Genomic DNA, 19862 nt, shown 5'->3' on the forward strand with positions numbered 1-19862 from the left:
GGATCGTCCGAAATCGGACGAGGACTGAGAAATGGGTATCCGCAAGTACAAGCCGACGACCCCGGGCCGTCGTGGCTCCAGCGTCGCCGACTTTGTCGAGATCACGCGGTCCACGCCGGAGAAGTCGCTGGTCCGCCCGCTGCACAGCAAGGGCGGCCGTAACAACGCCGGTCGTGTGACCGTTCGCCACCAGGGCGGTGGCCACAAGCGCGCCTACCGAGTGATCGACTTCCGTCGTCACGACAAGGACGGCGTGCCGGCCAAGGTCGCGCACATCGAGTACGACCCGAACCGCACCGCGCGCATCGCGCTGCTGCACTACGCAGACGGTGAGAAGCGCTACATCATCGCGCCCCGCGGCCTGGCCCAGGGTGCTCGGATTGAGAACGGCCCTGGCGCCGACATCAAGCCGGGCAACAACCTGCCGCTGCGCCACATCCCCGTGGGTACGACGATCCACGCGATCGAGCTGCGTCCGGGCGGCGGTGCGAAGTTCGCCCGCTCGGCCGGTGCCTCCGTGCAGCTGCTGGCGAAGGAGGGCGCAATGGCCCACCTTCGTATGCCGTCCGGTGAGATCCGCCTGGTCGACGTCCGCTGCCGCGCCACTGTTGGCGAGGTCGGCAACGCCGAGCAGTCGAACATCAACTGGGGCAAGGCCGGCCGTATGCGCTGGAAGGGCGTCCGCCCGACCGTGCGTGGTGTCGTGATGAACCCGGTCGACCACCCGCACGGTGGTGGTGAGGGCAAGACCTCCGGTGGTCGCCACCCGGTCTCGCCCTGGGGCCAGAAGGAGGGTCGTACTCGCTCGCCGAAGAAGGCAAGCAACAAGTACATCGTCCGCCGCCGCAAGACGAACAAGAAGCGCTAGGAGCGGGTTTAGATGCCGCGCAGTCTCAAGAAGGGGCCCTTCGTCGACGACCACCTTTCCAAGAAGGTGGACGTTCAGAACGATGCAGGCACCAAGAACGTCATCAAGACCTGGTCCCGCCGCTCCATGATCGTCCCGGCCATGCTCGGCCACACGATCGCGGTGCACGACGGCCGCAAGCACGTCCCGGTGTTCGTCACCGAGTCGATGGTCGGCCACAAGCTCGGCGAGTTTGCGCCGACCCGCACCTTCCGCGGCCACGAGAAGGACGACCGCAAGTCGCGGCGTCGTTGATCGGCGGAGTGCGAAGACTATGACTGACACCGAAGGGACAACCATGGAAGCCAGGGCCCAGGCGCGGTACATCCGCGTCACGCCCATGAAGGCCCGCCGCGTGGTGGACCTTATCCGTGGCATGGATGCCACGGAGGCTCAGGCGGTCCTGCGTTTCGCCCCGCAGGCCGCGAGCGTGCCGGTTGGCAAGGTGCTGGACAGCGCCATTGCCAACGCCGCGCACAACTACGACCACACGGACGCCTCCTCGCTGGTTATCAGCGAGGCGTACGTCGACGAGGGCCCGACCCTGAAGCGGTTCCGTCCGCGTGCTCAGGGCCGTGCCTACCGGATCCGCAAGCGGACCAGCCACATCACCGTGGTCGTCAGCAGCAAGGAAGGAACCCGGTAATGGGCCAGAAGGTAAACCCGCACGGGTTCCGGCTCGGCATCACCACCGACTTCAAGTCGCGTTGGTACGCCGACAAGCTGTACAAGGACTACGTCAAGGAAGACGTCGCCATTCGTCGCATGATGACGAAGGGCATGGAGCGCGCCGGTATCTCGAAGGTTGAGATCGAGCGCACCCGTGAGCGCGTCCGCGTTGACATCCACACCGCTCGTCCGGGCATCGTCATCGGCCGCCGCGGCGCCGAGGCCGACCGCATCCGCGGCGAGCTGGAGAAGCTGACCGGCAAGCAGGTTCAGCTGAACATCCTCGAGGTCAAGAACCCCGAGACCGATGCTCAGCTGGTCGCCCAGGCCGTCGCCGAGCAGCTGTCCTCCCGCGTCTCCTTCCGTCGCGCCATGCGTAAGAGCATGCAGTCGACGATGAAGGCCGGCGCCAAGGGCATCAAGATCCAGTGCGGTGGCCGTCTCGGCGGCGCCGAGATGTCCCGCTCGGAGTTCTACCGCGAGGGCCGTGTGCCCCTGCACACGCTCCGCGCGAACGTCGACTACGGCTTCTTCGAGGCCAAGACCACCTTCGGTCGCATCGGCGTGAAGGTCTGGATCTACAAGGGCGACGTCAAGAACATCGCCGAGGTGCGCGCGGAGAACGCCGCGGCCCGTGCGGGTAACCGCCCGGCCCGTGGTGGCAACGAGCGCCCCCGTCGCGGTGGCGAGCGTGGCGGCCGCGGCCGCAAGCCGCAGCAGAGCGCCGCAGCCGAGGCCCCCAAGGCCGAGGCCGCTGCCGCTGCTCCGGCGGAGACCCCCGGAACGGAGGCCTGACCGACATGCTGATCCCTCGCAGGGTCAAGCACCGCAAGCAGCACCACCCGAAGCGCAACGGCATGGCCAAGGGTGGCACCGAGCTGGCCTTCGGTGAGTACGGAATCCAGGCCGTCACCCCGGCCTACGTGACGAACCGGCAGATCGAGTCCGCTCGTATTGCCATGACCCGTCACATCAAGCGTGGCGGCAAGGTCTGGATCAACATTTACCCGGACCGCCCGCTGACGAAGAAGCCTGCCGAGACCCGCATGGGTTCCGGTAAGGGTTCTCCGGAGTGGTGGGTCGCGAACGTCAAGCCCGGTCGGGTGATGTTCGAGCTGTCCTTCCCGAACGAGAAGGTTGCTAAGGAGGCGCTGACCCGCGCCGCCCACAAGCTTCCGATGAAGTGCCGCATCGTTCGGCGCGAGGCAGGTGAATCGTGATGTCGGCCGTTACCAAGGCGTCCGAGCTGCGCGAGCTGAACGACGAGGACCTCGTCGCCAAGCTCCGTGAGGCCAAGGAAGAGCTGTTCAACCTCCGCTTCCAGGCGGCGACCGGACAGCTCGAGAACCACGGCCGGCTGAAGGCCGTCCGCAAGGACATCGCCCGGATCTACACCCTGATGCGTGAGCGTGAGCTGGGCATCGAGACGGTGGAGAGCGCCTGATGAGCGAGAAGAATGTGACTGAGACGAACGAGCGCGGTTTCCGCAAGACCCGTGAGGGTCTCGTCGTCAGCGACAAGATGGACAAGACCGTCGTCGTCGCTGTCGAGGACCGTGTCAAGCACGCGCTGTACGGCAAGGTCATCCGCCGTACCAACAAGCTCAAGGCGCACGACGAGCAGAACGCTGCCGGTGTCGGCGACCGCGTCCTCCTGATGGAGACCCGGCCGCTGTCCGCCACCAAGCGCTGGCGCATCGTCGAGATCCTCGAGAAGGCCAAGTAATCCCTCCTAGGGGGACCCCCTAGGAACAGTTCCGCCAGGCTCGGCAGGTGTTTCACGTGAAACACCTGCCGGGAACCGGCAGACATTCAGGAGATAGACGTGATCCAGCAGGAGTCGCGACTGCGTGTCGCCGACAACACTGGTGCGAAGGAGATCCTTTGCATCCGTGTTCTCGGTGGTTCCGGTCGCCGCTACGCGGGCATCGGTGACGTCATTGTCGCCACCGTGAAGGACGCGATCCCCGGTGGCAACGTGAAGAAGGGTGACGTCGTCAAGGCCGTCATCGTTCGCACCGTCAAGGAGCGCCGCCGTCCCGACGGCTCGTACATCCGCTTCGATGAGAACGCGGCCGTCATCCTCAAGAACGATGGCGACCCCCGCGGCACCCGTATCTTCGGCCCCGTGGGCCGTGAGCTGCGCGAGAAGAAGTTCATGAAGATCATCTCCCTCGCGCCGGAGGTGCTGTAACCGATGAAGATCAAGAAGGGCGACCTGGTCCAGGTCATCACCGGTAAGGACAAGGGCAAGCAGGGCAAGGTCATCCAGGCCTTCCCCCGCGAGGACCGCGTCCTGGTCGAGGGTGTCAACCGGGTCAAGAAGCACACCAAGGCCGGTCAGACGGCTCGTGGCTCGAAGACCGGCGGCATCGTGACGACCGAGGCCCCCATCCACGTCAGCAACGTTCAGCTGGTTGTGGAGAAGGACGGCAACAAGGTTGTCACCCGCGTCGGGTACCGCTTCGACGACGAAGGCAACAAGATCCGCGTTGCCAAGCGGACCGGTGAGGACATCTGATGACTGCCACCACCAACGCGCCGCGGCTGAAGCAGCGCTACCGCGAAGAGATCGCCGGGAAGCTGAAGGACGAGTTCTCCTACGAGAACGTCATGCAGATCCCCGGCCTGACCAAGATCGTGGTCAACATGGGTGTGGGCGACGCCGCCCGCGACTCCAAGCTGATCGAGGGTGCCATCAAGGACCTCACCACGATCACCGGTCAGAAGCCGGCCGTCACCAAGGCCCGTAAGTCCATCGCGCAGTTCAAGCTGCGTGAGGGCCAGCCGATCGGTGCCCACGTCACCCTCCGCGGTGACCGCATGTGGGAGTTCCTGGACCGCCTGCTGTCGCTCGCGCTGCCGCGCATCCGCGACTTCCGTGGTCTGTCCCCCAAGCAGTTCGACGGTCGGGGCAACTACACCTTCGGTCTCACGGAGCAGGTCATGTTCCACGAGATCGACCAGGACAAGATCGACCGCACCCGGGGTATGGACATCACCGTGGTCACCACGGCGACCAACGACGATGAGGGCCGCGCCCTCCTTCGTCACCTCGGCTTCCCGTTCAAGGAGGCGTGAGCGAGATGGCGAAGAAGGCTCTGATCGCGAAGGCTGCTCGCAAGCCCAAGTTCGGTGTGCGTGCGTACACCCGCTGCCAGCGCTGCGGCCGTCCCCACTCCGTTTACCGCAAGTTCGGCCTGTGCCGCGTGTGCCTTCGTGAGATGGCTCACCGTGGCGAGCTGCCGGGCGTGACCAAGAGCTCCTGGTAATCCCCCAGTTGGGATTCCCTGGAGACTCTCGGTAAGCACCCGGTCGGCGGGCGCCCGTCCCTTTTTCCCGTAGGGTGGAAGGGTTTGGGCGCCCCGCCGCCCGAGACCGACCGCGGGCCAAGCCCGCAAACGTCGCTTACTACGCCGTAGGTCCCCGCGCCGCACCCGTCCCGACTCTGATCGGGGAGAGGGATGGCGCACATAGGAAACCCCGGCGAGAGAGGCCGAAGGCCAATTCATGACCATGACTGATCCCATCGCAGACATGCTGACCCGTCTGCGTAACGCGAACTCGGCGTACCACGACACCGTCGTGATGCCGCACAGCAAGATCAAGTCGCACATCGCGGAGATCCTCCAGCAGGAGGGTTACATCACCGGCTGGAACGTCGAGGACGCCGAGGTCGGCAAGAACCTCACCCTCGAGCTGAAGTTCGGCCCGAACCGCGAGCGCTCGATCGCCGGCATCAAGCGGATCTCGAAGCCGGGCCTGCGGGTCTACGCAAAGTCCACCAACCTGCCGAAGGTCCTCGGCGGCCTGGGCGTGGCGATCATCTCCACGTCCCACGGTCTCCTGACCGGCCAGCAGGCCAGCAAGAAGGGCGTGGGTGGGGAAGTCCTCGCCTACGTCTGGTAACCAGGGAACGGAGGAAAAGCTAATGTCGCGTATTGGCAAGCTGCCCATCCAGGTTCCCGCTGGTGTGGACGTCACCATCGAGGGCCGCACGGTCAACGTGAAGGGTCCCAAGGGCTCCCTTTCGCACACCGTCGCCGCGCCCATCGAGGTCGCCAAGGGTGAGGACGGCGTCATCGCCGTCACCCGCCCGAACGACGAGCGTCAGAACAAGGCCCTGCACGGCCTGTCCCGCACGCTGGTGGCGAACATGATCACCGGCGTGACCCAGGGCTACAGCAAGGCGCTCGAGATCAGCGGTGTCGGCTACCGCGTCCAGGCGAAGGGCTCCAACCTGGAGTTCGCGCTGGGCTACAGCCACCCCATCGTCGTCGAGGCTCCTGAGGGCATCTCCTTCAAGGTCGAGTCCCCGACCAAGCTCAGCGTCGAGGGCATCGACAAGCAGAAGGTCGGCGAGGTTGCGGCGAACATCCGCAAGCTGCGCAAGCCTGACCCGTACAAGGCCAAGGGCGTCAAGTACGCCGGCGAGGTCATCCGCCGCAAGGTCGGAAAGGCTGGTAAGTAAGCCATGGCATACGGTGTGAAGATCGCTAAGGGCGACGCCTACAAGCGCGCTGCCGCGAAGCGTCGCCACATCCGCATCCGTAAGCGGATTTCGGGTACGGCGGAGCGTCCGCGCCTGGTTGTGACGCGGTCCAACCGCGGCATCGTCGCCCAGGTCATCGACGACATCGCGGGCCACACGCTGGCCTCGGCGTCGACCCTGGACGCGTCGATCCGTGGCGGCGAGGGCGACAAGAGCGCCCAGGCCCAGAAGGTTGGCGCCCTGGTTGCCGAGCGTGCCAAGGCCGCCGGTGTCGAGGCCGTCGTGTTCGACCGTGGTGGCAAGCAGTACGCCGGGCGGATTGCCGCTCTGGCCGACGCCGCCCGCGAGGCCGGGCTGAAGTTCTAAGCCCCGGTTCCGGAGCTAGCGGACGTAACAGAGAGAGGTAAATCCAATGGCTGGACCCCAGCGCCGCGGAAGCGGTGCCGGTGGCGGCGAGCGGCGGGACCGGAAGGGTCGCGACGGTGGCGCTGCCGCCGAGAAGACCGCCTACGTTGAGCGCGTTGTCGCGATCAACCGCGTCGCCAAGGTTGTCAAGGGTGGTCGCCGTTTCAGCTTCACCGCGCTGGTCGTGGTGGGCGACGGTGACGGCACCGTAGGTGTCGGTTACGGCAAGGCCAAGGAAGTTCCGGCTGCCATCGCCAAGGGCGTGGAAGAGGCCAAGAAGAACTTCTTCAAGGTCCCCCGTATCCAGGGCACCATCCCGCACCCCATCCAGGGCGAGAAGGCTGCGGGCGTCGTCCTGCTCAAGCCGGCTTCCCCCGGTACCGGTGTGATCGCCGGTGGCCCGGTGCGCGCCGTCCTGGAGTGCGCGGGCATCCACGACGTGCTGAGCAAGTCGCTCGGTTCGTCGAACCCGATCAACATCGTGCACGCCACGGTGACCGCGCTTCAGGGCCTTCAGCGCCCCGAGGAGATCGCGGCCCGTCGTGGCCTGCCGCTGGAGGACGTTGCTCCCGCCGCTCTGCTGCGGGCGCGTGCTGGGGTGACCGCGTAATGGCGCACCTCAAGATCACGCAGACGAAGTCCTACATCGGTAGCAAGCAGAACCACCGCGACACCCTTCGTTCGCTGGGCCTCAAGCGGCTCCACGACGTGGTTGTCAAGGAGGACCGCCCCGAGTTCCGCGGCATGGTGCACACCGTCCGCCACCTCGTGACGGTTGAGGAGGTCGACTGACATGGCGGAGCAGAACCCGCTGAAGGTCCACAACCTCCGTCCTGCCCCGGGCGCCAAGACCGCCAAGACCCGTGTGGGTCGTGGTGAGGCGTCCAAGGGTAAGACCGCTGGTCGTGGTACCAAGGGCACGAAGGCCCGTTACCAGGTTCCGGAGCGCTTCGAGGGTGGGCAGATGCCCCTCCACATGCGCCTCCCGAAGCTGAAGGGCTTCAAGAACCCCGCCCACAAGCAGTTCCAGGTCGTGAACCTGGCCAAGCTGGCCGAGCTCTACCCGCAGGGTGGCGAGGTCACGGTGGCCGACCTGGTTGCCAAGGGCGCGGTGCGCAAGAACGAGCTCGTCAAGGTCCTGGGCCAGGGCGAGATCTCCGTGGCGCTGCAGGTTTCGGTTGACGCCGTTTCCGGCTCCGCCAAGGAGAAGATCGCCGCCGCCGGCGGCACCGTCACCGAGCTCATCTGAGTTCGTTGGTTCAACTGACCGGGGATGCCCATTGATTGGGGCATCCCCGGTTGGTCGTTCCACGGGGGGTACGGTCGCCGGTAAGGTGGCAGGCACTGTTGTTTTCCGGGGCTATGTCCCGGACCCCCGCCGCACCGGCCCGTCCGGTGCGGTACTGGCCGCCAAGTATCCGTCGATCCTCAAGACCGTCACCTCTCGCACATGAGGCGGGAGGCGCAGGAGGCACCGTGCTCACCGCGTTCGCCCGAGCGTTCAAGACGCCCGACCTGCGCAAGAAGCTGCTGTTCACATTGGGCATCGTCGTGCTCTACCGGATCGGCGCACATGTCCCGGTCCCCGGGGTGAACTACGCGAACGTCGAGACCTGCATGAAGCAGGCCGGCGGAAACAGCGGGTTGTTCGCCCTGGTGAACATGTTCAGCGGTGGTGCGCTGCTCCAGATCACGATCTTCGCGCTGGGGATCATGCCGTACATCACGGCGAGCATCATCCTCCAGCTGCTGACCGTGGTGATCCCCCGCCTGGAGGCCCTGAAGAAAGAGGGGCAGTCCGGCCAGGCGAAGATCACCCAGTACACCCGGTATCTGACGGTGGCGCTCGCCATCATGCAGGGCACCGGCCTGGTGGCCACCGCCCGCAGCGGTGCGCTCTTCCGGAACTGCCCGGTCTCCACCGAGATCGTGCCCAACGACTCCATCTTCACCACCATCACGATGGTGATCACGATGACCGCCGGTACGGGCCTGATCATGTGGCTCGGTGAGCTGGTCACCGACCGCGGTATCGGCAACGGCATGTCGATCCTGATGTTCATCTCGATCGCCGCCGGCTTCCCGGGCGCGTTGTGGCAGATCAAGCTCACCGGCAAGCTGGCCGACGGCTGGATCGAGTTCTTCGGTGTGATCGCGGTGGGTCTGGCGATGGTCGCCCTGGTGGTCTTCGTCGAGCAGGCGCAACGGCGCATTCCGGTGCAGTACGCGAAGCGGATGATCGGGCGCCGGTCCTATGGCGGTACGTCCACGTACATCCCGCTGAAGGTGAATCAGGCGGGTGTGATTCCCGTCATCTTCGCGTCATCGCTGCTCTACATTCCGGCCCTGATCGCTCAGTTCAGCGGGTCGAAGGCGGCGTGGGCGACGTGGATTGCCACCAACTTCACCAAGGGAAATCACCCGGTTTACATCGTTACGTACTTCCTGCTGATCGTGTTTTTCGCCTTCTTCTACGTCGCCATCAGCTTCAACCCCGAAGAAGTTGCGGACAACATGAAGAAGTATGGTGGCTTCATCCCGGGTATCCGGGCTGGTCGCCCGACGGCTGAGTACCTCAGCTACGTGCTCAACCGGATCACGTGGCCGGGCTCGCTGTACCTGGGGCTGATCGCACTCGTACCAACAGTGGCGTTGGTGCTGTTCAACGCGAACCAGAACTTCCCGTTCGGCGGGACGAGCATCCTCATCATCGTGGGTGTGGGTCTGGAAACCGTGAAGCAGATCGAGAGTCAGCTTCAGCAGCGCAATTACGAAGGGTTCCTCCGCTGATGCGAATCGTCCTCGTCGGACCTCCGGGGGCCGGTAAGGGTACGCAGGCCGCGTACCTTGCCAAGAACCTCGCGATCCCGCACATCTCCACGGGGGACCTGTTCCGCGCGAACATCAGTCAGAGCACGGCTCTGGGGCGCGAGGCCAAGTCCTACATGGACGCGGGACAGCTCGTACCGGACTCGGTGACCATCGCCATGGCCGAGGACCGTATGGGCCACGCCGACGCGGCCAACGGCTTCCTGCTCGACGGCTTCCCGCGCAACATCGGCCAGGCCGAATCGCTGGACGACTACCTCAAGGGCCACGACCTCAAGCTGGACGCGGTGCTGGACCTGGAGGTCCCCGAGGACGAGGTCGTCAAGCGGATCGCCGGCCGGCGGATCTGCCGCAAGGACAGCAGCCACGTCTTCCACGCGGAGTACAACAAGCCCAAGGCCGAGGGCGTCTGTGACGTCTGCGGCGGCGAGCTGTACCAGCGCGACGACGACAGCGAGGACACCGTCCGCAAGCGGCTCGAGGTCTACCACACGCAGACCGAGCCGATCATCGACTACTACAAGGCCCAGGATCTGGTCGTCACGATCCCGGCGCTCGGCAAGGTCTCCGAGGTCACCGAGCGCGCGATGGCCGCGCTCAAGGCCCTGAGCGAGTAGCAGACAGACGGTCCGAATACGGCCGCGGTGCCCCGACGGGTACCGCGGCCGTATCGTGTATGGGGCGGTCGCGACGGTGGCCGGACAAGCTTTGTCATCGGCTCAGGAAGGCGTTGCCGTAATGCTGGAGATCAAGAACCCCGCGCAGATCGCGAAGATGCGCGAGGCGGGGCTGGTGGTCGCGGCCATTCACGCGGCGACCCGCCAGGTCGCGGTGCCGGGGGCCACGACCAAGGATCTGGACGATGCGTCGCGCAAGGTGCTGGCCGAGCACGGGGCGAAGTCGAACTTCCTCGGGTACGGCGGATTCCCCGCGACGATCTGCACCTCGGTGAACGACGTCGTGGTCCACGGCATCCCCGACACCGAGACCGTCCTGGCGGACGGCGACATCATCTCCATCGACTGCGGCGCGATCATCGACGGCTGGCACGGCGACGCGGCCTACACCGCCTTCGTCGGCTCCGGGCACTCCGCGGAGCTGGTCGAGCTCAGCCGGGTGACCGAGGAGTCCATGTGGGCGGGGATCGCGGCCGTCACCAAGGGCAATCGCCTCGTCGACATCTCCAAGGCGATCGAGGGTTACATCCGCCGCCAGCCGCGCCCCTCCAGCGGGAAGTACGGCATCGTCGAGGACTACGGCGGCCACGGCATCGGCTCGCAGATGCACATGGACCCGCATCTGCTGAACTACGTCGAGCGCAAGCGCGGCCGCGGCCCCAAGCTGGTGCCCGGCTTCTGCATCGCGATCGAGCCGATGGTCAATCTCGGCACGGCCAAAACGCATGTCCTCGAGGACGACTGGACGGTCAAGACCAACGACGGCAGCTGGTCCTCGCACTGGGAGCACTCCGTCGCGCTGACCGAGGACGGTCCGCTGGTGCTGACCGCCCCCGACGGCGGCAAGGCCAAGCTGGCGGAGATGGGGATCACGGCGGCGCCGGACCCTCTGGCCTGAGCCGGATGGAGCCCTTGCGGCGTAAGGATCACCGCCGATGGGCAATAATCCTGGATTCGTCTTTTCACAGGCACTGACGTAGACTGACGCGTCGGCTCTCGTGCATCCGTATGCCTGCCTTCAAGGTAGGAGACATCGTTGAAAGGTGTCACGGACATTACGAGAGTCGATCAAGGTAGCCGATTCGAAAGGCGAAGCGTGGCCAAGAAGCAAGGTGCCATCGAGATCGAGGGCACCGTGATCGAGTCTCTGCCGAACGCGATGTTCCGAGTAGAGCTCCAGAACGGTCACAAGGTCCTCGCGCACATCAGCGGCAAGATGCGGATGCACTACATCCGTATCCTCCCGGATGACCGGGTCGTGGTGGAGCTTTCCCCGTACGACCTGACGCGTGGCCGGATCGTCTACCGCTACAAGTAGATCTTGTCGGCGCCCCGCTCCCGTGGGGTGACGGCACTGACCCGGAGAACCTCACATCCCATGAAGGTCAAGCCGAGCGTCAAGAAGATCTGCGACAAGTGCAAGGTGATCCGCCGCCACGGCCGGGTCATGGTCATCTGCGACAACCTGCGCCACAAGCAGCGCCAGGGCTGACGCACGCCGACCACCTGCAATTTCGCAGTTCGCGCGACGCAATCACATACGTACATACGCAGTCACCCGACCCCCCGCCTCACCGCGTGGGGACGACACCCCCGGCTCGGAGGCCGGGGACCCGGCTCGTAATTCTGAAGAGTCTTACGGGAACGGTGCTGCGGAAGACCTCCGAATAGCCATCAGGAGCCACATCAATGGCACGCCTCGCAGGCGTTGATCTCCCGCGCGAAAAGCGTGTGGAGGTCGCCCTCACCTACGTCTTCGGTATCGGGCGGACGCTCTCGCAGCAGACCCTCGCCGCCACCGGCGTGAACCCGGACACCCGGGTCCGCGACCTGGCCGAGGAAGACCTGGTCAAGATCCGCGAGTACGTCGACAACAACCTCAAGACCGAGGGTGACCTCCGTCGCGAGATCCAGGCCGACATCCGCCGCAAGGTCGAGATCGGCTGCTACCAGGGTCTGCGTCACCGCCGCGGTCTGCCGGTGCACGGTCAGCGCACCAGCACGAACGCCCGTACCCGCAAGGGTCCGCGTCGCGCGATCGCCGGCAAGAAGAAGCCGGGCAAGAAGTAGTCCTCAGCAGGACGCTTACCAGCGGTCTTCGCTGTAGGACCGACCACCTCCACGGGAGAAATTCATGCCTCCGAAGGGCCGTACGGCCGGCGCCAAGAAGGTGCGCCGCAAGGAGAAGAAGAACGTCGCCCACGGGCACGCTCACATCAAGAGCACGTTCAACAACACGATCGTTTCGATCACGGACCCCACGGGCAACGTGATCTCTTGGGCCTCTGCCGGCCACGTCGGCTTCAAGGGCTCGCGCAAGTCCACCCCCTTCGCCGCGCAGATGGCCGCCGAGTCGGCCGCCCGCCGCGCGCAGGAGCACGGCATGCGCAAGGTCGACGTCTTCGTCAAGGGTCCCGGCTCCGGCCGTGAGACCGCGATCCGCTCCCTCCAGGCCACCGGCCTCGAGGTCGGCTCGATCCAGGACGTCACCCCCACCCCGCACAACGGATGCCGCCCGCCCAAGCGCCGCCGCGTCTGACCCACTGAAGTAGGAGAAAACTAGACAATGGCGCGTTACACCGGGGCCGACTGCAAGCGTTGCCGTCGGGAGAAGCAGAAGCTGTTCCTCAAGGGCAGCAAGTGCGAGAGCGCAAAGTGCCCGATCGAGATCCGTCCTTACCCCCCGGGTGAGCACGGTCGCGGGCGCACCAAGGACAGCGAGTACCTGCTCCAGCTTCGTGAGAAGCAGAAGTGCAGCCGTATCTACGGTGTCCTTGAGAAGCAGTTCGTGAACTACTACAAGGAAGCGAACCAGAAGTCCGGCAAGACCGGTGAGAACCTTCTGCGCATCCTTGAGACCCGCCTCGACAACGTGATCTACCGGGCCGGCTTCGCCAAGTCCCGCGACCACGCCCGTCAGCTGGTCCGTCACGGACACGTCAACGTCAACGGCCGCAAGACCGACATCCCGTCGGCCCGCGTGTCCGTCAACGACATCATCGAGGTCCGCGAGAAGTCCCGGAACCTGACCCCCTTCCAGGTGGCTCAGGCCGAGGCCGGCGAGAAGACCGTTCCGGCGTGGCTGGAGGCGATCCCCGGGCAGCTGCGGGTCCTCGTGCACAGCCTGCCCGAGCGCCAGGTGATCGACACCCAGGTGCAGGAGCAGCTGATCGTTGAGCTCTACTCCAAGTAAGAGCTGAGCGGAATTGGTGTGGGCGGTACGGAGCCGATGGCGCCGTACCGCCCGTACCCTTTGAAGTACAGCGGGCGTCAAATAGCGGGCGCCCACGACTGAAGGATCAAAGAACATGCTGATTGCTCAGCGTCCCTCTCTGACCGAAGAGGTCGTCGACGAATACCGCTCCCGGTTCGTGATCGAGCCGCTGGAGCCGGGCTTCGGCTACACCCTCGGCAACTCCCTGCGTCGTACGCTCCTCTCCTCGATTCCGGGTGCGGCGGTCACGTCCATCCGCATCGACGGTGTCCTGCACGAGTTCACCACCGTGCCGGGCGTCAAGGAGGACGTCACCGACCTGATCCTCAACATCAAGCAGCTGGTCGTCTCCTCGGAGCACGACGAGCCGGTCGTGATGTACCTGCGCAAGCAGGGCCCGGGTCTGGTCACCGCCGCCGACATCGCGCCGCCGGCCGGTGTCGAGGTGCACAACCCGGACCTGGTCCTCGCCACGCTCAACGGCAAGGGCAAGCTGGAGATGGAGCTGACCGTCGAGCGCGGTCGCGGCTACGTCTCCGCCGTCCAGAACAAGCAGGTGGGCCAGGAGATCGGCCGGATCCCGGTCGACTCCATCTACTCGCCGGTGCTCAAGGTCACCTACAAGGTCGAGGCGACCCGTGTCGAGCAGCGCACCGACTTCGACAAGCTGATCGTCGACGTCGAGACCAAGCAGGCCATGCGGCCGCGTGACGCCATGGCGTCGGCCGGTAAGACCCTGGTCGAGCTGTTCGGCCTGGCCCGCGAGCTGAACATCGACGCCGAGGGCATCGACATGGGTCCGTCCCCGACGGACGCCGCCCTGGCCGCCGATCTGGCGCTGCCGATCGAGGAGCTGGAGCTCACCGTTCGGTCGTACAACTGCCTCAAGCGCGAGGGCATCCACTCCGTGGGTGAGCTCGTTGCGCGCTCCGAGGCGGACCTGCTCGACATTCGTAACTTCGGTGCGAAGTCGATCGACGAGGTCAAGGCGAAGCTGGCCGGGATGGGCCTGGCGCTCAAGGACAGCCCGCCCGGATTCGACCCGACCGCCGCGGCCGATGCCTTTGGTGCCGACGACGACGCGGATGCCGGGTTCGTCGAGACCGAGCAGTACTAGGCGCTCCGCGAGGACCGTCTTTGGCTGCGGGCCGGCTGTGGCTGGTCGCGCAGTTCCCCGCGCCCCTTACGGGGCGCGGCCCCTCCGGGCCCCACTGGGGCCCGGATCTCCGACAGGCGACCGCCTGCTCGGATACTGACCCCGGTACCTGATACGGCCGGGGCAGACACCAAGGAGAAACACCATGCCGAAGCCTTCCAAGGGTGCCCGTCTGGGCGGCAGCGCGTCGCACGAGAAGGCGATGCTGCGCAACCTGGCGACCAGCCTCTTCGAGCACGGCCGCATCACGACGACCGAGGCCAAGGCCCGTCGTCTGCGTCCGTACGCCGAGCGTCTGGTGACCAAGGCGAAGAAGGGCGACCTTCACAACCGCCGTCAGGTCATGCAGCTGATCTCGGACAAGAGCGTCGTCCACACGCTCTTCACCGAGATCGCCCCGCGGTTCTCGGAGCGTCCGGGTGGCTACACCCGTATCACCAAGATCGGTAACCGTCGTGGCGACAACGCCCCGATGGCGGTCATCGAGCTGGTCGAGGGCGAGATCGCCAAGAAGGCCACCGTCGCCGAGGCCGAGGCCGCGACCAAGCGTGCGGTGAAGGAGTCCGAGGCCGCGGCCGAGGCTCCCGCCGAGGAGTCCAAGGACGCCTGAGGCCCTTCTCCGCGCAAGCGGAGGTAGACCCTGACGCCTGAGGCACTGCCTGGCTGTGAGCGGGTCCGTTCCTTCGGGGACGGGCCCGCTTCGCGTTGCCGGGGGCCTGAGAGGATTGCTTACGTGAGTGACGAGGTAGAGCCCGGGTACGTCCGGGTGCGGCTGGACCTTTCCTATGACGGCACGGAATTCTCCGGCTGGGCCAAGCAGGCCCGGGGGCAGCGGACCGTCCAGGGGGAGATCGAGGACGCGCTGCGGACCGTGACCCGGTCCGGGGAGACGACGTACGAGCTCACGGTCGCCGGGCGGACGGACGCCGGGGTGCATGCGCGCGGGCAGGTGGCGCATGTGGATCTGCCGGCGGAGCTGTGGGCCGAGCACCGGGAGAAGCTGCTGAAGCGGCTGGCCGGGCGGCTGCCCAAGGATGTGCGGGTGTGGTCGCTGACCGAGGCGCCCGAGGGCTTCAATGCGCGCTTCTCGGCGATCTGGCGGCGGTATGCGTACCGGGTGACCGATCACCACGGGGGCGTGGATCCGCTGCTGCGCGGCCATGTGCTCTGGCACGACTGGCCGCTCGATGTGGATGCCATGAACGCGGCGGCCCGCGGGCTGCTGGGGGAGCACGACTTCGCGGCGTACTGCAAGAAGCGCGAGGGCGCCACGACCATCCGTACGCTCCAGGAGCTGAGCCTTGAGCGGGGTGCGGACGGGATCGTCACCGCCACGGTCCGGGCCGATGCCTTCTGCCACAACATGGTGCGCTCGCTGATCGGTGCGCTGCTGTTCGTCGGCGACGGGCACCGGCCGCCGGAGTGGCCGGCGAAGGTGCTGGCGGCGGGGGTGCGGGACTCCGCGGTGCATGTCGTCCGGCCGCACGGGCTGACCTTGGAGGAGGTCGGCTATCCGGCGGACGAGCTGCTCATGGCGCGGAACAAGGAAGCGCGCAACCGGCGCTCGCTGCCGGTGCGGGGCGGCTGCTGCTGAGCGGCCGCGGGGGAGTGGCGCCGCCCGCAGCGGCGGCGCCACCGGACGGCGTCAGCCCTGCGCCTTGGCCTTGCGCTGGGCTTCCTTGAGCTGCTGCGCGGCGACCTTGGCGGCCTGGTCCTTGCCGCGCTGGGTGATCCGGGCCCAGGTGTACGAGGCGGTGTCCCGGCCGATCTGCTGGGCCTTGGTCTCGGAGGCGGTCGTCGCCTTGCCGTTGTCGTAGCCGGCGATGGTGAAGTAGGCGTAGCGGCCGTTGGTGTTGACCGCGGTACGGCACCGGGTGGCCTGGCAGAACGTGTCGGGGACGCCGCCGCCGGCGAGCGGGGCGACATTGCCCGACTTCCACGCGTTCATGACCTTGGTGGCCTTGGCCGGGGAGGCGAAGACCGCGACGCCGACCGTGGCGGAGACGCCGCCCTTGGAGTAGGTGGCGCGCAGCAGTTTGGTGCAGCCGTTGTGGGCCAGCAGGGAGCCGAGCGCGCCCTGGCTGCCCGAGGTGCAGTCGCCGCTGGTGGCGGTGTTCGTCCGCGGGTAGCTGTGCTCGCCGATGACCATGGTCTTGTCGGGGAAGAGCGTGGCGGGGGTGAGCGGCGCCCGGTCCTTGGCGGGGTCGGTGATGTAGTCGCGCGGGTTGGGCGGGGGCGGCACCGAGACGTCGGGGAAGGACGGCTTGTCGTCCGGTGCGGTGGCCTCGCCGGATGCCGCGGGCTTGGCGGTCGGGTTGCCGCCGGGCGAGCCGCCGGTGCTGTTGACGACCGCGAGGGTCACGATGCCGGCGACGGCGAGCGCCGCCAGCGCACCGCCGCCGATCAGCATCCAGCGTTTCCGCCGGGAGGCCGATTCGCTCTCGTCGGCCAGTGCGGCCCAGTCCGGAGTCCCAGATCCCCCGGGGCCGTCGAACGGCCCCCCTTGCCCAAAGCTCATGCCGCGCATCCTAACGACCGTCCGGGCACGGGTTGGCGGCGCTCCGGTGGCCCCTTCGTAACGTTCGGAAACGAGTTGGAGGAATACCCGCACGCCCCTGACAATTCCGCCCATGGGACATCTGGAAGCCGGGCACCTGGAGTACTACCTGCCGGACGGGAGGGCCCTGCTGGGCGACGTCTCCTTCAGGGTGGGCGAGGGGGCGTCGGTCGCGCTGGTGGGCGCGAACGGCGCGGGCAAGACGACGTTGCTGCGGCTGATCGCGGGGGAGCTGGAACCGCACGGCGGGTCGGTGACGGTGAGCGGCGGGCTGGGCGTGATGCCGCAGTTCGTGGGGTCCGTACGGGACGACCGTACGGTGCGTGACCTGCTGGTCTCCGTCGCCCAGCCGCGGATCCGGGAGGCCGCGGCCGCGGTGGACGCCGCCGAGCTGGCGATCATGACGGCCGACGACGAGGCCGCGCAGATGGCCTACGCCCAGGCGCTCAGCGACTGGGCCGAGGCGCGCGGATACGAGGCCGAGACGGTCTGGGACATCTGCACCATGGCGGCGCTGGGGATGCCGTACGAGAAGGCCCAGTGGCGGCAGGTGCGCACGCTCAGCGGCGGCGAGCAGAAGCGGCTGGTCCTGGAGTCGCTGCTGCGCGGCACGGACGAGGTGCTGCTGCTGGACGAGCCGGACAACTATCTGGACGTCCCCGGCAAGCGCTGGCTGGAGGAGCAGCTCCAGCAGACCCGTAAGACGGTGCTGTTCGTCTCGCACGACCGGGAGCTGCTGGCCCGCGCCGCGGAGAAGATCATCAGCGTCGAGCCGGGCCCGGCGGGTTCCGACGTCTGGGTGCACGGCGGCGGTTTCGCCACCTACCACCAGGCGCGCAAGGAGCGCTTCGCCCGTTTCGAGGAGCTGCGGCGGCGCTGGGACGAGAAGCATGCCCAGCTCAAGAAGCTGGTGGTCACGCTGCGGCAGGCGGCCTCGGTCAGCCATGAGATGGCCTCGCGGTACGCCGCCGCGCAGACCCGGCTGCGCAAGTTCGAGGAGGCCGGCCCGCCGCCGGAGCCGCCGCGCGAGCAGGAGATCACCATGCGGCTGCGCGGCGGCCGTACCGGCGTACGGGCGGTGACCTGCGAGAACCTGGAGCTGACCGGGCTGATGAAGCCGTTCTCGCTGGAGATCTTCTACGGCGAGCGGGTGGCTGTCCTGGGCTCCAACGGCTCCGGCAAGTCGCACTTCCTGCGGCTGCTGGCCGGGGACCCGGACAATCCGGTGGCCCACCAGGGCGCCTGGAAGCTGGGCGCCCGCGTCGTCCCCGGCCACTTCGCGCAGACCCACGCCCACCCCGAGCTGCTGGGCCGCACCCTGCTCGACATCCTGTGGACCGAGCACGCCAAGAACAAGGGCCAGGCGATGTCCGCGCTGCGCCGCTACGAGCTGGAGAAACAGGCCGAGCAGCGCTTCGACCGCCTCTCCGGCGGCCAGCAGGCCCGCTTCCAGATCCTGCTCCTGGAGCTGTCCGGCACTACCGCCCTGCTCCTGGACGAACCGACCGACAACCTGGACCTGGAGAGCGCGGAGGCGTTGCAGGAGGGCCTGGAGGCGTACGAGGGGACGGTGCTCGCGGTCACGCACGACCGGTGGTTCGCGAAGGGCTTCGACCGGTTCCTGGTGTTCGGGGCGGACGGGGTGGTGCGGGAGACGGCGGAGCCGGTGTGGGACGAGCGCAGGGTGGAGCGGGAGCGGTAGGGCCGTGGGCGGTCGTACGCTGGTTCGGGACGCGTTTTGACCCGTGTGGGGTCGTCTCGGTATCCTGCTGGTTCGTTATGCGTATTGGCTTGCTCTATCTCACGTGAGGGGCCCTTACGCCGGCTCACCGGGCCGATGACCGGCGGCGGACGATCGGGTTGCGTCACCCGTAGTGCCGCTCTGCTGTGTGATCAGGCCAGGTGTCCAGTACAGGACCCATCACTTTCGAAGCGAAGGCTAAGACGTGCGTACGTTCAGCCCCAAGCCCGGCGATGTTCAGCGCCAGTGGCACATCATTGACGCGCAGGACGTAGTCCTGGGCCGTCTGGCCAGCCAGGCCGCCTCTCTCCTGCGGGGCAAGCACAAGCCGGTTTACGCCCCTCACGTTGACACCGGTGACTTCGTCATCATCATCAACGCCGACAAGGTGCACCTCTCCGGCAACAAGCGCACCCAGAAGATGGCCTACCGCCACTCCGGCTTCCCGGGCGGTCTGCGCTCGGTGCGCTACGACGAGCTCCTCGACAAGAACCCCGAGAAGGCCGTCGAGAAGGCCATCAAGGGCATGCTCCCCAAGAACACCCTGGGCCGTCAGATGCTCTCGAAGCTGAAGGTCTACGCGGGCGCCGAGCACCCGCACGCTGCGCAGCAGCCGGTCCCGTTCGAGATCACCCAGGTCGCGCAGTAAGTCCGGCCACCCCCTAAGACGAAAAGAATCTGAGGAGCATCGTGGCTGAGACCACCGCCGAGACCCCGCTCGAAGAGGCCGAGGTCGAGCAGTACACCAGCGAGTCCGAGGCGCCGCTGGAGGGTGAGTACACCTCCGAGTCGATGGCGTCCCGCTTCGGCGACCCGCAGCCGGCCGCCGGCCTGGGCCGCCGCAAGAACGCCATTGCCCGCGTCCGGATCGTCCCGGGCACCGGCCAGTGGAAGATCAACGGCCGCACCCTTGAGGGCTACTTCCCCAACAAGGTGCACCAGCAGGAAGTCAACGAGCCCTTCAAGGTGCTCGAGCTCGACAACCGCTACGACGTCATCGCCCGCATCTCCGGCGGCGGCATCTCCGGCCAGGCCGGTGCGCTGCGCCTGGGCGTGGCCCGTGCGCTGAACGAGGCCGACGTCGACAACAACCGCGGCGCCCTGAAGAAGGCCGGGTTCCTCAAGCGTGACGACCGTGCGGTCGAGCGCAAGAAGGCCGGTCTGAAGAAGGCCCGCAAGGCGCCGCAGTACAGCAAGCGCTAATCACGCTCGCTGC

At 66.8% G+C, this 19862-nt stretch carries 32 protein-coding genes; 31 read left to right on the plus strand and 1 reads right to left on the minus strand.

What is annotated here, in order from left to right; all coding sequences use genetic code 11:
- Positions 1 to 31 precede the first annotated feature (31 nt).
- From rplB to truA, 28 genes are all read left to right on the plus strand, one after another.
- The gene (gene rplB, locus SNA_RS37330; protein WP_006604876.1) at positions 32 to 868 is read left to right on the plus strand and encodes a 50S ribosomal protein L2; all 837 of its coding nucleotides are present in this window, start codon (positions 32 to 34) and stop codon (positions 866 to 868) included.
- A gap of 12 nt (positions 869 to 880) precedes the next feature.
- On the plus strand, positions 881 to 1162 hold the full coding sequence (gene rpsS / locus SNA_RS37335; RefSeq protein ID WP_018090899.1) for a 30S ribosomal protein S19: 282 nt from the start codon (positions 881 to 883) through the stop codon (positions 1160 to 1162).
- A 43-nt stretch (positions 1163 to 1205) separates the two neighbouring features.
- On the plus strand, positions 1206 to 1553 hold the full coding sequence (gene rplV, locus SNA_RS37340; RefSeq protein ID WP_004571827.1) for a 50S ribosomal protein L22: 348 nt from the start codon (positions 1206 to 1208) through the stop codon (positions 1551 to 1553).
- Positions 1553 to 2371 (plus strand): 30S ribosomal protein S3, encoded by an 819-nt coding sequence (gene rpsC / locus SNA_RS37345; protein ID WP_044368795.1) that lies wholly within the window; start codon positions 1553 to 1555, stop codon positions 2369 to 2371. The genes rplV and rpsC overlap by 1 nt, the downstream gene beginning before the upstream one ends.
- 5 nt (positions 2372 to 2376) lie before the next feature.
- Entirely contained in the window at positions 2377 to 2796 is a 420-nt protein-coding gene (gene rplP / locus SNA_RS37350) for a 50S ribosomal protein L16 (protein ID WP_004571829.1), read from the plus strand.
- Positions 2796 to 3020 (plus strand): 50S ribosomal protein L29, encoded by a 225-nt coding sequence (rpmC, locus tag SNA_RS37355; protein ID WP_030062893.1) that lies wholly within the window; start codon positions 2796 to 2798, stop codon positions 3018 to 3020. Before rplP ends, rpmC begins: the two co-directional genes overlap by 1 nt.
- Positions 3020 to 3301, plus strand: a complete 282-nt coding sequence (gene rpsQ / locus SNA_RS37360) for a 30S ribosomal protein S17 (protein ID WP_006604882.1) — start codon at positions 3020 to 3022, stop codon at positions 3299 to 3301. The genes rpmC and rpsQ overlap by 1 nt, the downstream gene beginning before the upstream one ends.
- A 99-nt stretch (positions 3302 to 3400) precedes the next feature.
- Positions 3401 to 3769, plus strand: coding sequence for a 50S ribosomal protein L14 (gene rplN / locus SNA_RS37365; protein ID WP_003998823.1), 369 nt, complete (start codon positions 3401 to 3403; stop codon positions 3767 to 3769).
- A gap of 3 nt (positions 3770 to 3772) precedes the next feature.
- Positions 3773 to 4096 carry a 50S ribosomal protein L24 gene (gene rplX, locus SNA_RS37370; protein WP_030062892.1) on the plus strand — a complete coding sequence of 108 codons (324 nt, stop codon included), beginning with the start codon at positions 3773 to 3775 and terminating at the stop codon, positions 4094 to 4096.
- Positions 4096 to 4656: a 50S ribosomal protein L5 gene (gene rplE, locus SNA_RS37375; protein WP_030062891.1), complete on the plus strand. Its 561-nt coding sequence runs from the start codon at positions 4096 to 4098 to the stop codon at positions 4654 to 4656. Before rplX ends, rplE begins: the two co-directional genes overlap by 1 nt.
- A 5-nt stretch (positions 4657 to 4661) precedes the next feature.
- Entirely contained in the window at positions 4662 to 4847 is a 186-nt protein-coding gene (locus SNA_RS37380) for a type Z 30S ribosomal protein S14 (RefSeq protein WP_003956452.1), read from the plus strand.
- Between the two features lie 238 nt (positions 4848 to 5085).
- Complete coding sequence (rpsH, locus tag SNA_RS37385) at positions 5086 to 5484, plus strand: 30S ribosomal protein S8 (RefSeq protein WP_030062890.1); 399 nt, start codon at positions 5086 to 5088, stop codon at positions 5482 to 5484.
- Positions 5485 to 5506: 22 nt separating this feature from the next.
- Positions 5507 to 6046, plus strand: coding sequence for a 50S ribosomal protein L6 (gene rplF / locus SNA_RS37390; RefSeq protein WP_030062889.1), 540 nt, complete (start codon positions 5507 to 5509; stop codon positions 6044 to 6046).
- Between the two features lie 3 nt (positions 6047 to 6049).
- Entirely contained in the window at positions 6050 to 6433 is a 384-nt protein-coding gene (gene rplR, locus SNA_RS37395) for a 50S ribosomal protein L18 (protein WP_030062888.1), read from the plus strand.
- Positions 6434 to 6479: 46 nt separating this feature from the next.
- Positions 6480 to 7082 (plus strand): 30S ribosomal protein S5, encoded by a 603-nt coding sequence (rpsE, locus tag SNA_RS37400; protein WP_006604888.1) that lies wholly within the window; start codon positions 6480 to 6482, stop codon positions 7080 to 7082.
- A complete protein-coding gene (gene rpmD, locus SNA_RS37405) occupies positions 7082 to 7264 on the plus strand; it encodes a 50S ribosomal protein L30 (protein WP_030062887.1) in 183 nt (60 codons plus the stop codon). The genes rpsE and rpmD overlap by 1 nt, the downstream gene beginning before the upstream one ends.
- Before the next feature lies 1 nt (position 7265).
- Positions 7266 to 7721 carry a 50S ribosomal protein L15 gene (gene rplO / locus SNA_RS37410; RefSeq protein ID WP_030062886.1) on the plus strand — a complete coding sequence of 152 codons (456 nt, stop codon included), beginning with the start codon at positions 7266 to 7268 and terminating at the stop codon, positions 7719 to 7721.
- Positions 7722 to 7948: 227 nt separating this feature from the next.
- Positions 7949 to 9262, plus strand: coding sequence for a preprotein translocase subunit SecY (secY, locus tag SNA_RS37415; RefSeq protein WP_030062885.1), 1314 nt, complete (start codon positions 7949 to 7951; stop codon positions 9260 to 9262).
- Positions 9262 to 9918, plus strand: coding sequence for an adenylate kinase (locus SNA_RS37420; protein WP_030062884.1), 657 nt, complete (start codon positions 9262 to 9264; stop codon positions 9916 to 9918). Before secY ends, SNA_RS37420 begins: the two co-directional genes overlap by 1 nt.
- Positions 9919 to 10039: 121 nt before the next feature.
- Positions 10040 to 10876, plus strand: coding sequence for a type I methionyl aminopeptidase (map, locus tag SNA_RS37425; RefSeq protein WP_030062883.1), 837 nt, complete (start codon positions 10040 to 10042; stop codon positions 10874 to 10876).
- 198 nt (positions 10877 to 11074) lie between these two features.
- Positions 11075 to 11296, plus strand: a complete 222-nt coding sequence (infA, locus tag SNA_RS37430) for a translation initiation factor IF-1 (protein WP_014047798.1) — start codon at positions 11075 to 11077, stop codon at positions 11294 to 11296.
- Positions 11297 to 11356: 60 nt separating this feature from the next.
- Entirely contained in the window at positions 11357 to 11470 is a 114-nt protein-coding gene (gene rpmJ, locus SNA_RS37435) for a 50S ribosomal protein L36 (protein WP_003956441.1), read from the plus strand.
- A 197-nt stretch (positions 11471 to 11667) separates the two neighbouring features.
- The gene (rpsM, locus tag SNA_RS37440; RefSeq protein ID WP_006604894.1) at positions 11668 to 12048 is read left to right on the plus strand and encodes a 30S ribosomal protein S13; all 381 of its coding nucleotides are present in this window, start codon (positions 11668 to 11670) and stop codon (positions 12046 to 12048) included.
- Positions 12049 to 12112: 64 nt separating this feature from the next.
- Positions 12113 to 12517: a 30S ribosomal protein S11 gene (rpsK, locus tag SNA_RS37445; RefSeq protein WP_004571845.1), complete on the plus strand. Its 405-nt coding sequence runs from the start codon at positions 12113 to 12115 to the stop codon at positions 12515 to 12517.
- A gap of 27 nt (positions 12518 to 12544) precedes the next feature.
- A complete protein-coding gene (gene rpsD / locus SNA_RS37450) occupies positions 12545 to 13171 on the plus strand; it encodes a 30S ribosomal protein S4 (protein ID WP_030062882.1) in 627 nt (208 codons plus the stop codon).
- A 115-nt stretch (positions 13172 to 13286) separates the two neighbouring features.
- Positions 13287 to 14309, plus strand: a complete 1023-nt coding sequence (locus SNA_RS37455; protein ID WP_003956430.1) for a DNA-directed RNA polymerase subunit alpha — start codon at positions 13287 to 13289, stop codon at positions 14307 to 14309.
- A 184-nt stretch (positions 14310 to 14493) separates the two neighbouring features.
- The gene (gene rplQ, locus SNA_RS37460; RefSeq protein ID WP_030062881.1) at positions 14494 to 14958 is read left to right on the plus strand and encodes a 50S ribosomal protein L17; all 465 of its coding nucleotides are present in this window, start codon (positions 14494 to 14496) and stop codon (positions 14956 to 14958) included.
- A gap of 123 nt (positions 14959 to 15081) precedes the next feature.
- A complete protein-coding gene (gene truA / locus SNA_RS37465) occupies positions 15082 to 15942 on the plus strand; it encodes a tRNA pseudouridine(38-40) synthase TruA (RefSeq protein ID WP_030062880.1) in 861 nt (286 codons plus the stop codon).
- A gap of 51 nt (positions 15943 to 15993) precedes the next feature.
- On the opposite strand, the gene SNA_RS37470 is transcribed toward truA, so the two are convergent.
- Complete coding sequence (locus SNA_RS37470) at positions 15994 to 16866, minus strand: hypothetical protein (protein WP_044368933.1); 873 nt, start codon at positions 16864 to 16866, stop codon at positions 15994 to 15996.
- A 112-nt stretch (positions 16867 to 16978) separates the two neighbouring features.
- Here SNA_RS37470 and SNA_RS37475 point away from each other — a divergent pair, with 112 nt between their 5' ends.
- From SNA_RS37475 to rpsI, 3 genes are all read left to right on the plus strand, one after another.
- Complete coding sequence (locus SNA_RS37475; protein WP_030062878.1) at positions 16979 to 18607, plus strand: ABC-F family ATP-binding cassette domain-containing protein; 1629 nt, start codon at positions 16979 to 16981, stop codon at positions 18605 to 18607.
- Between the two features lie 244 nt (positions 18608 to 18851).
- Positions 18852 to 19295, plus strand: coding sequence for a 50S ribosomal protein L13 (gene rplM / locus SNA_RS37480; protein WP_030062877.1), 444 nt, complete (start codon positions 18852 to 18854; stop codon positions 19293 to 19295).
- 41 nt (positions 19296 to 19336) lie between these two features.
- Positions 19337 to 19849, plus strand: a complete 513-nt coding sequence (gene rpsI, locus SNA_RS37485) for a 30S ribosomal protein S9 (RefSeq protein WP_030062876.1) — start codon at positions 19337 to 19339, stop codon at positions 19847 to 19849.
- Positions 19850 to 19862: the final 13 nt, after the last annotated feature.

This window comes from Streptomyces natalensis ATCC 27448, from assembly GCF_000935125.1.
GTDB lineage: Bacteria > Actinomycetota > Actinomycetes > Streptomycetales > Streptomycetaceae > Streptomyces > Streptomyces natalensis.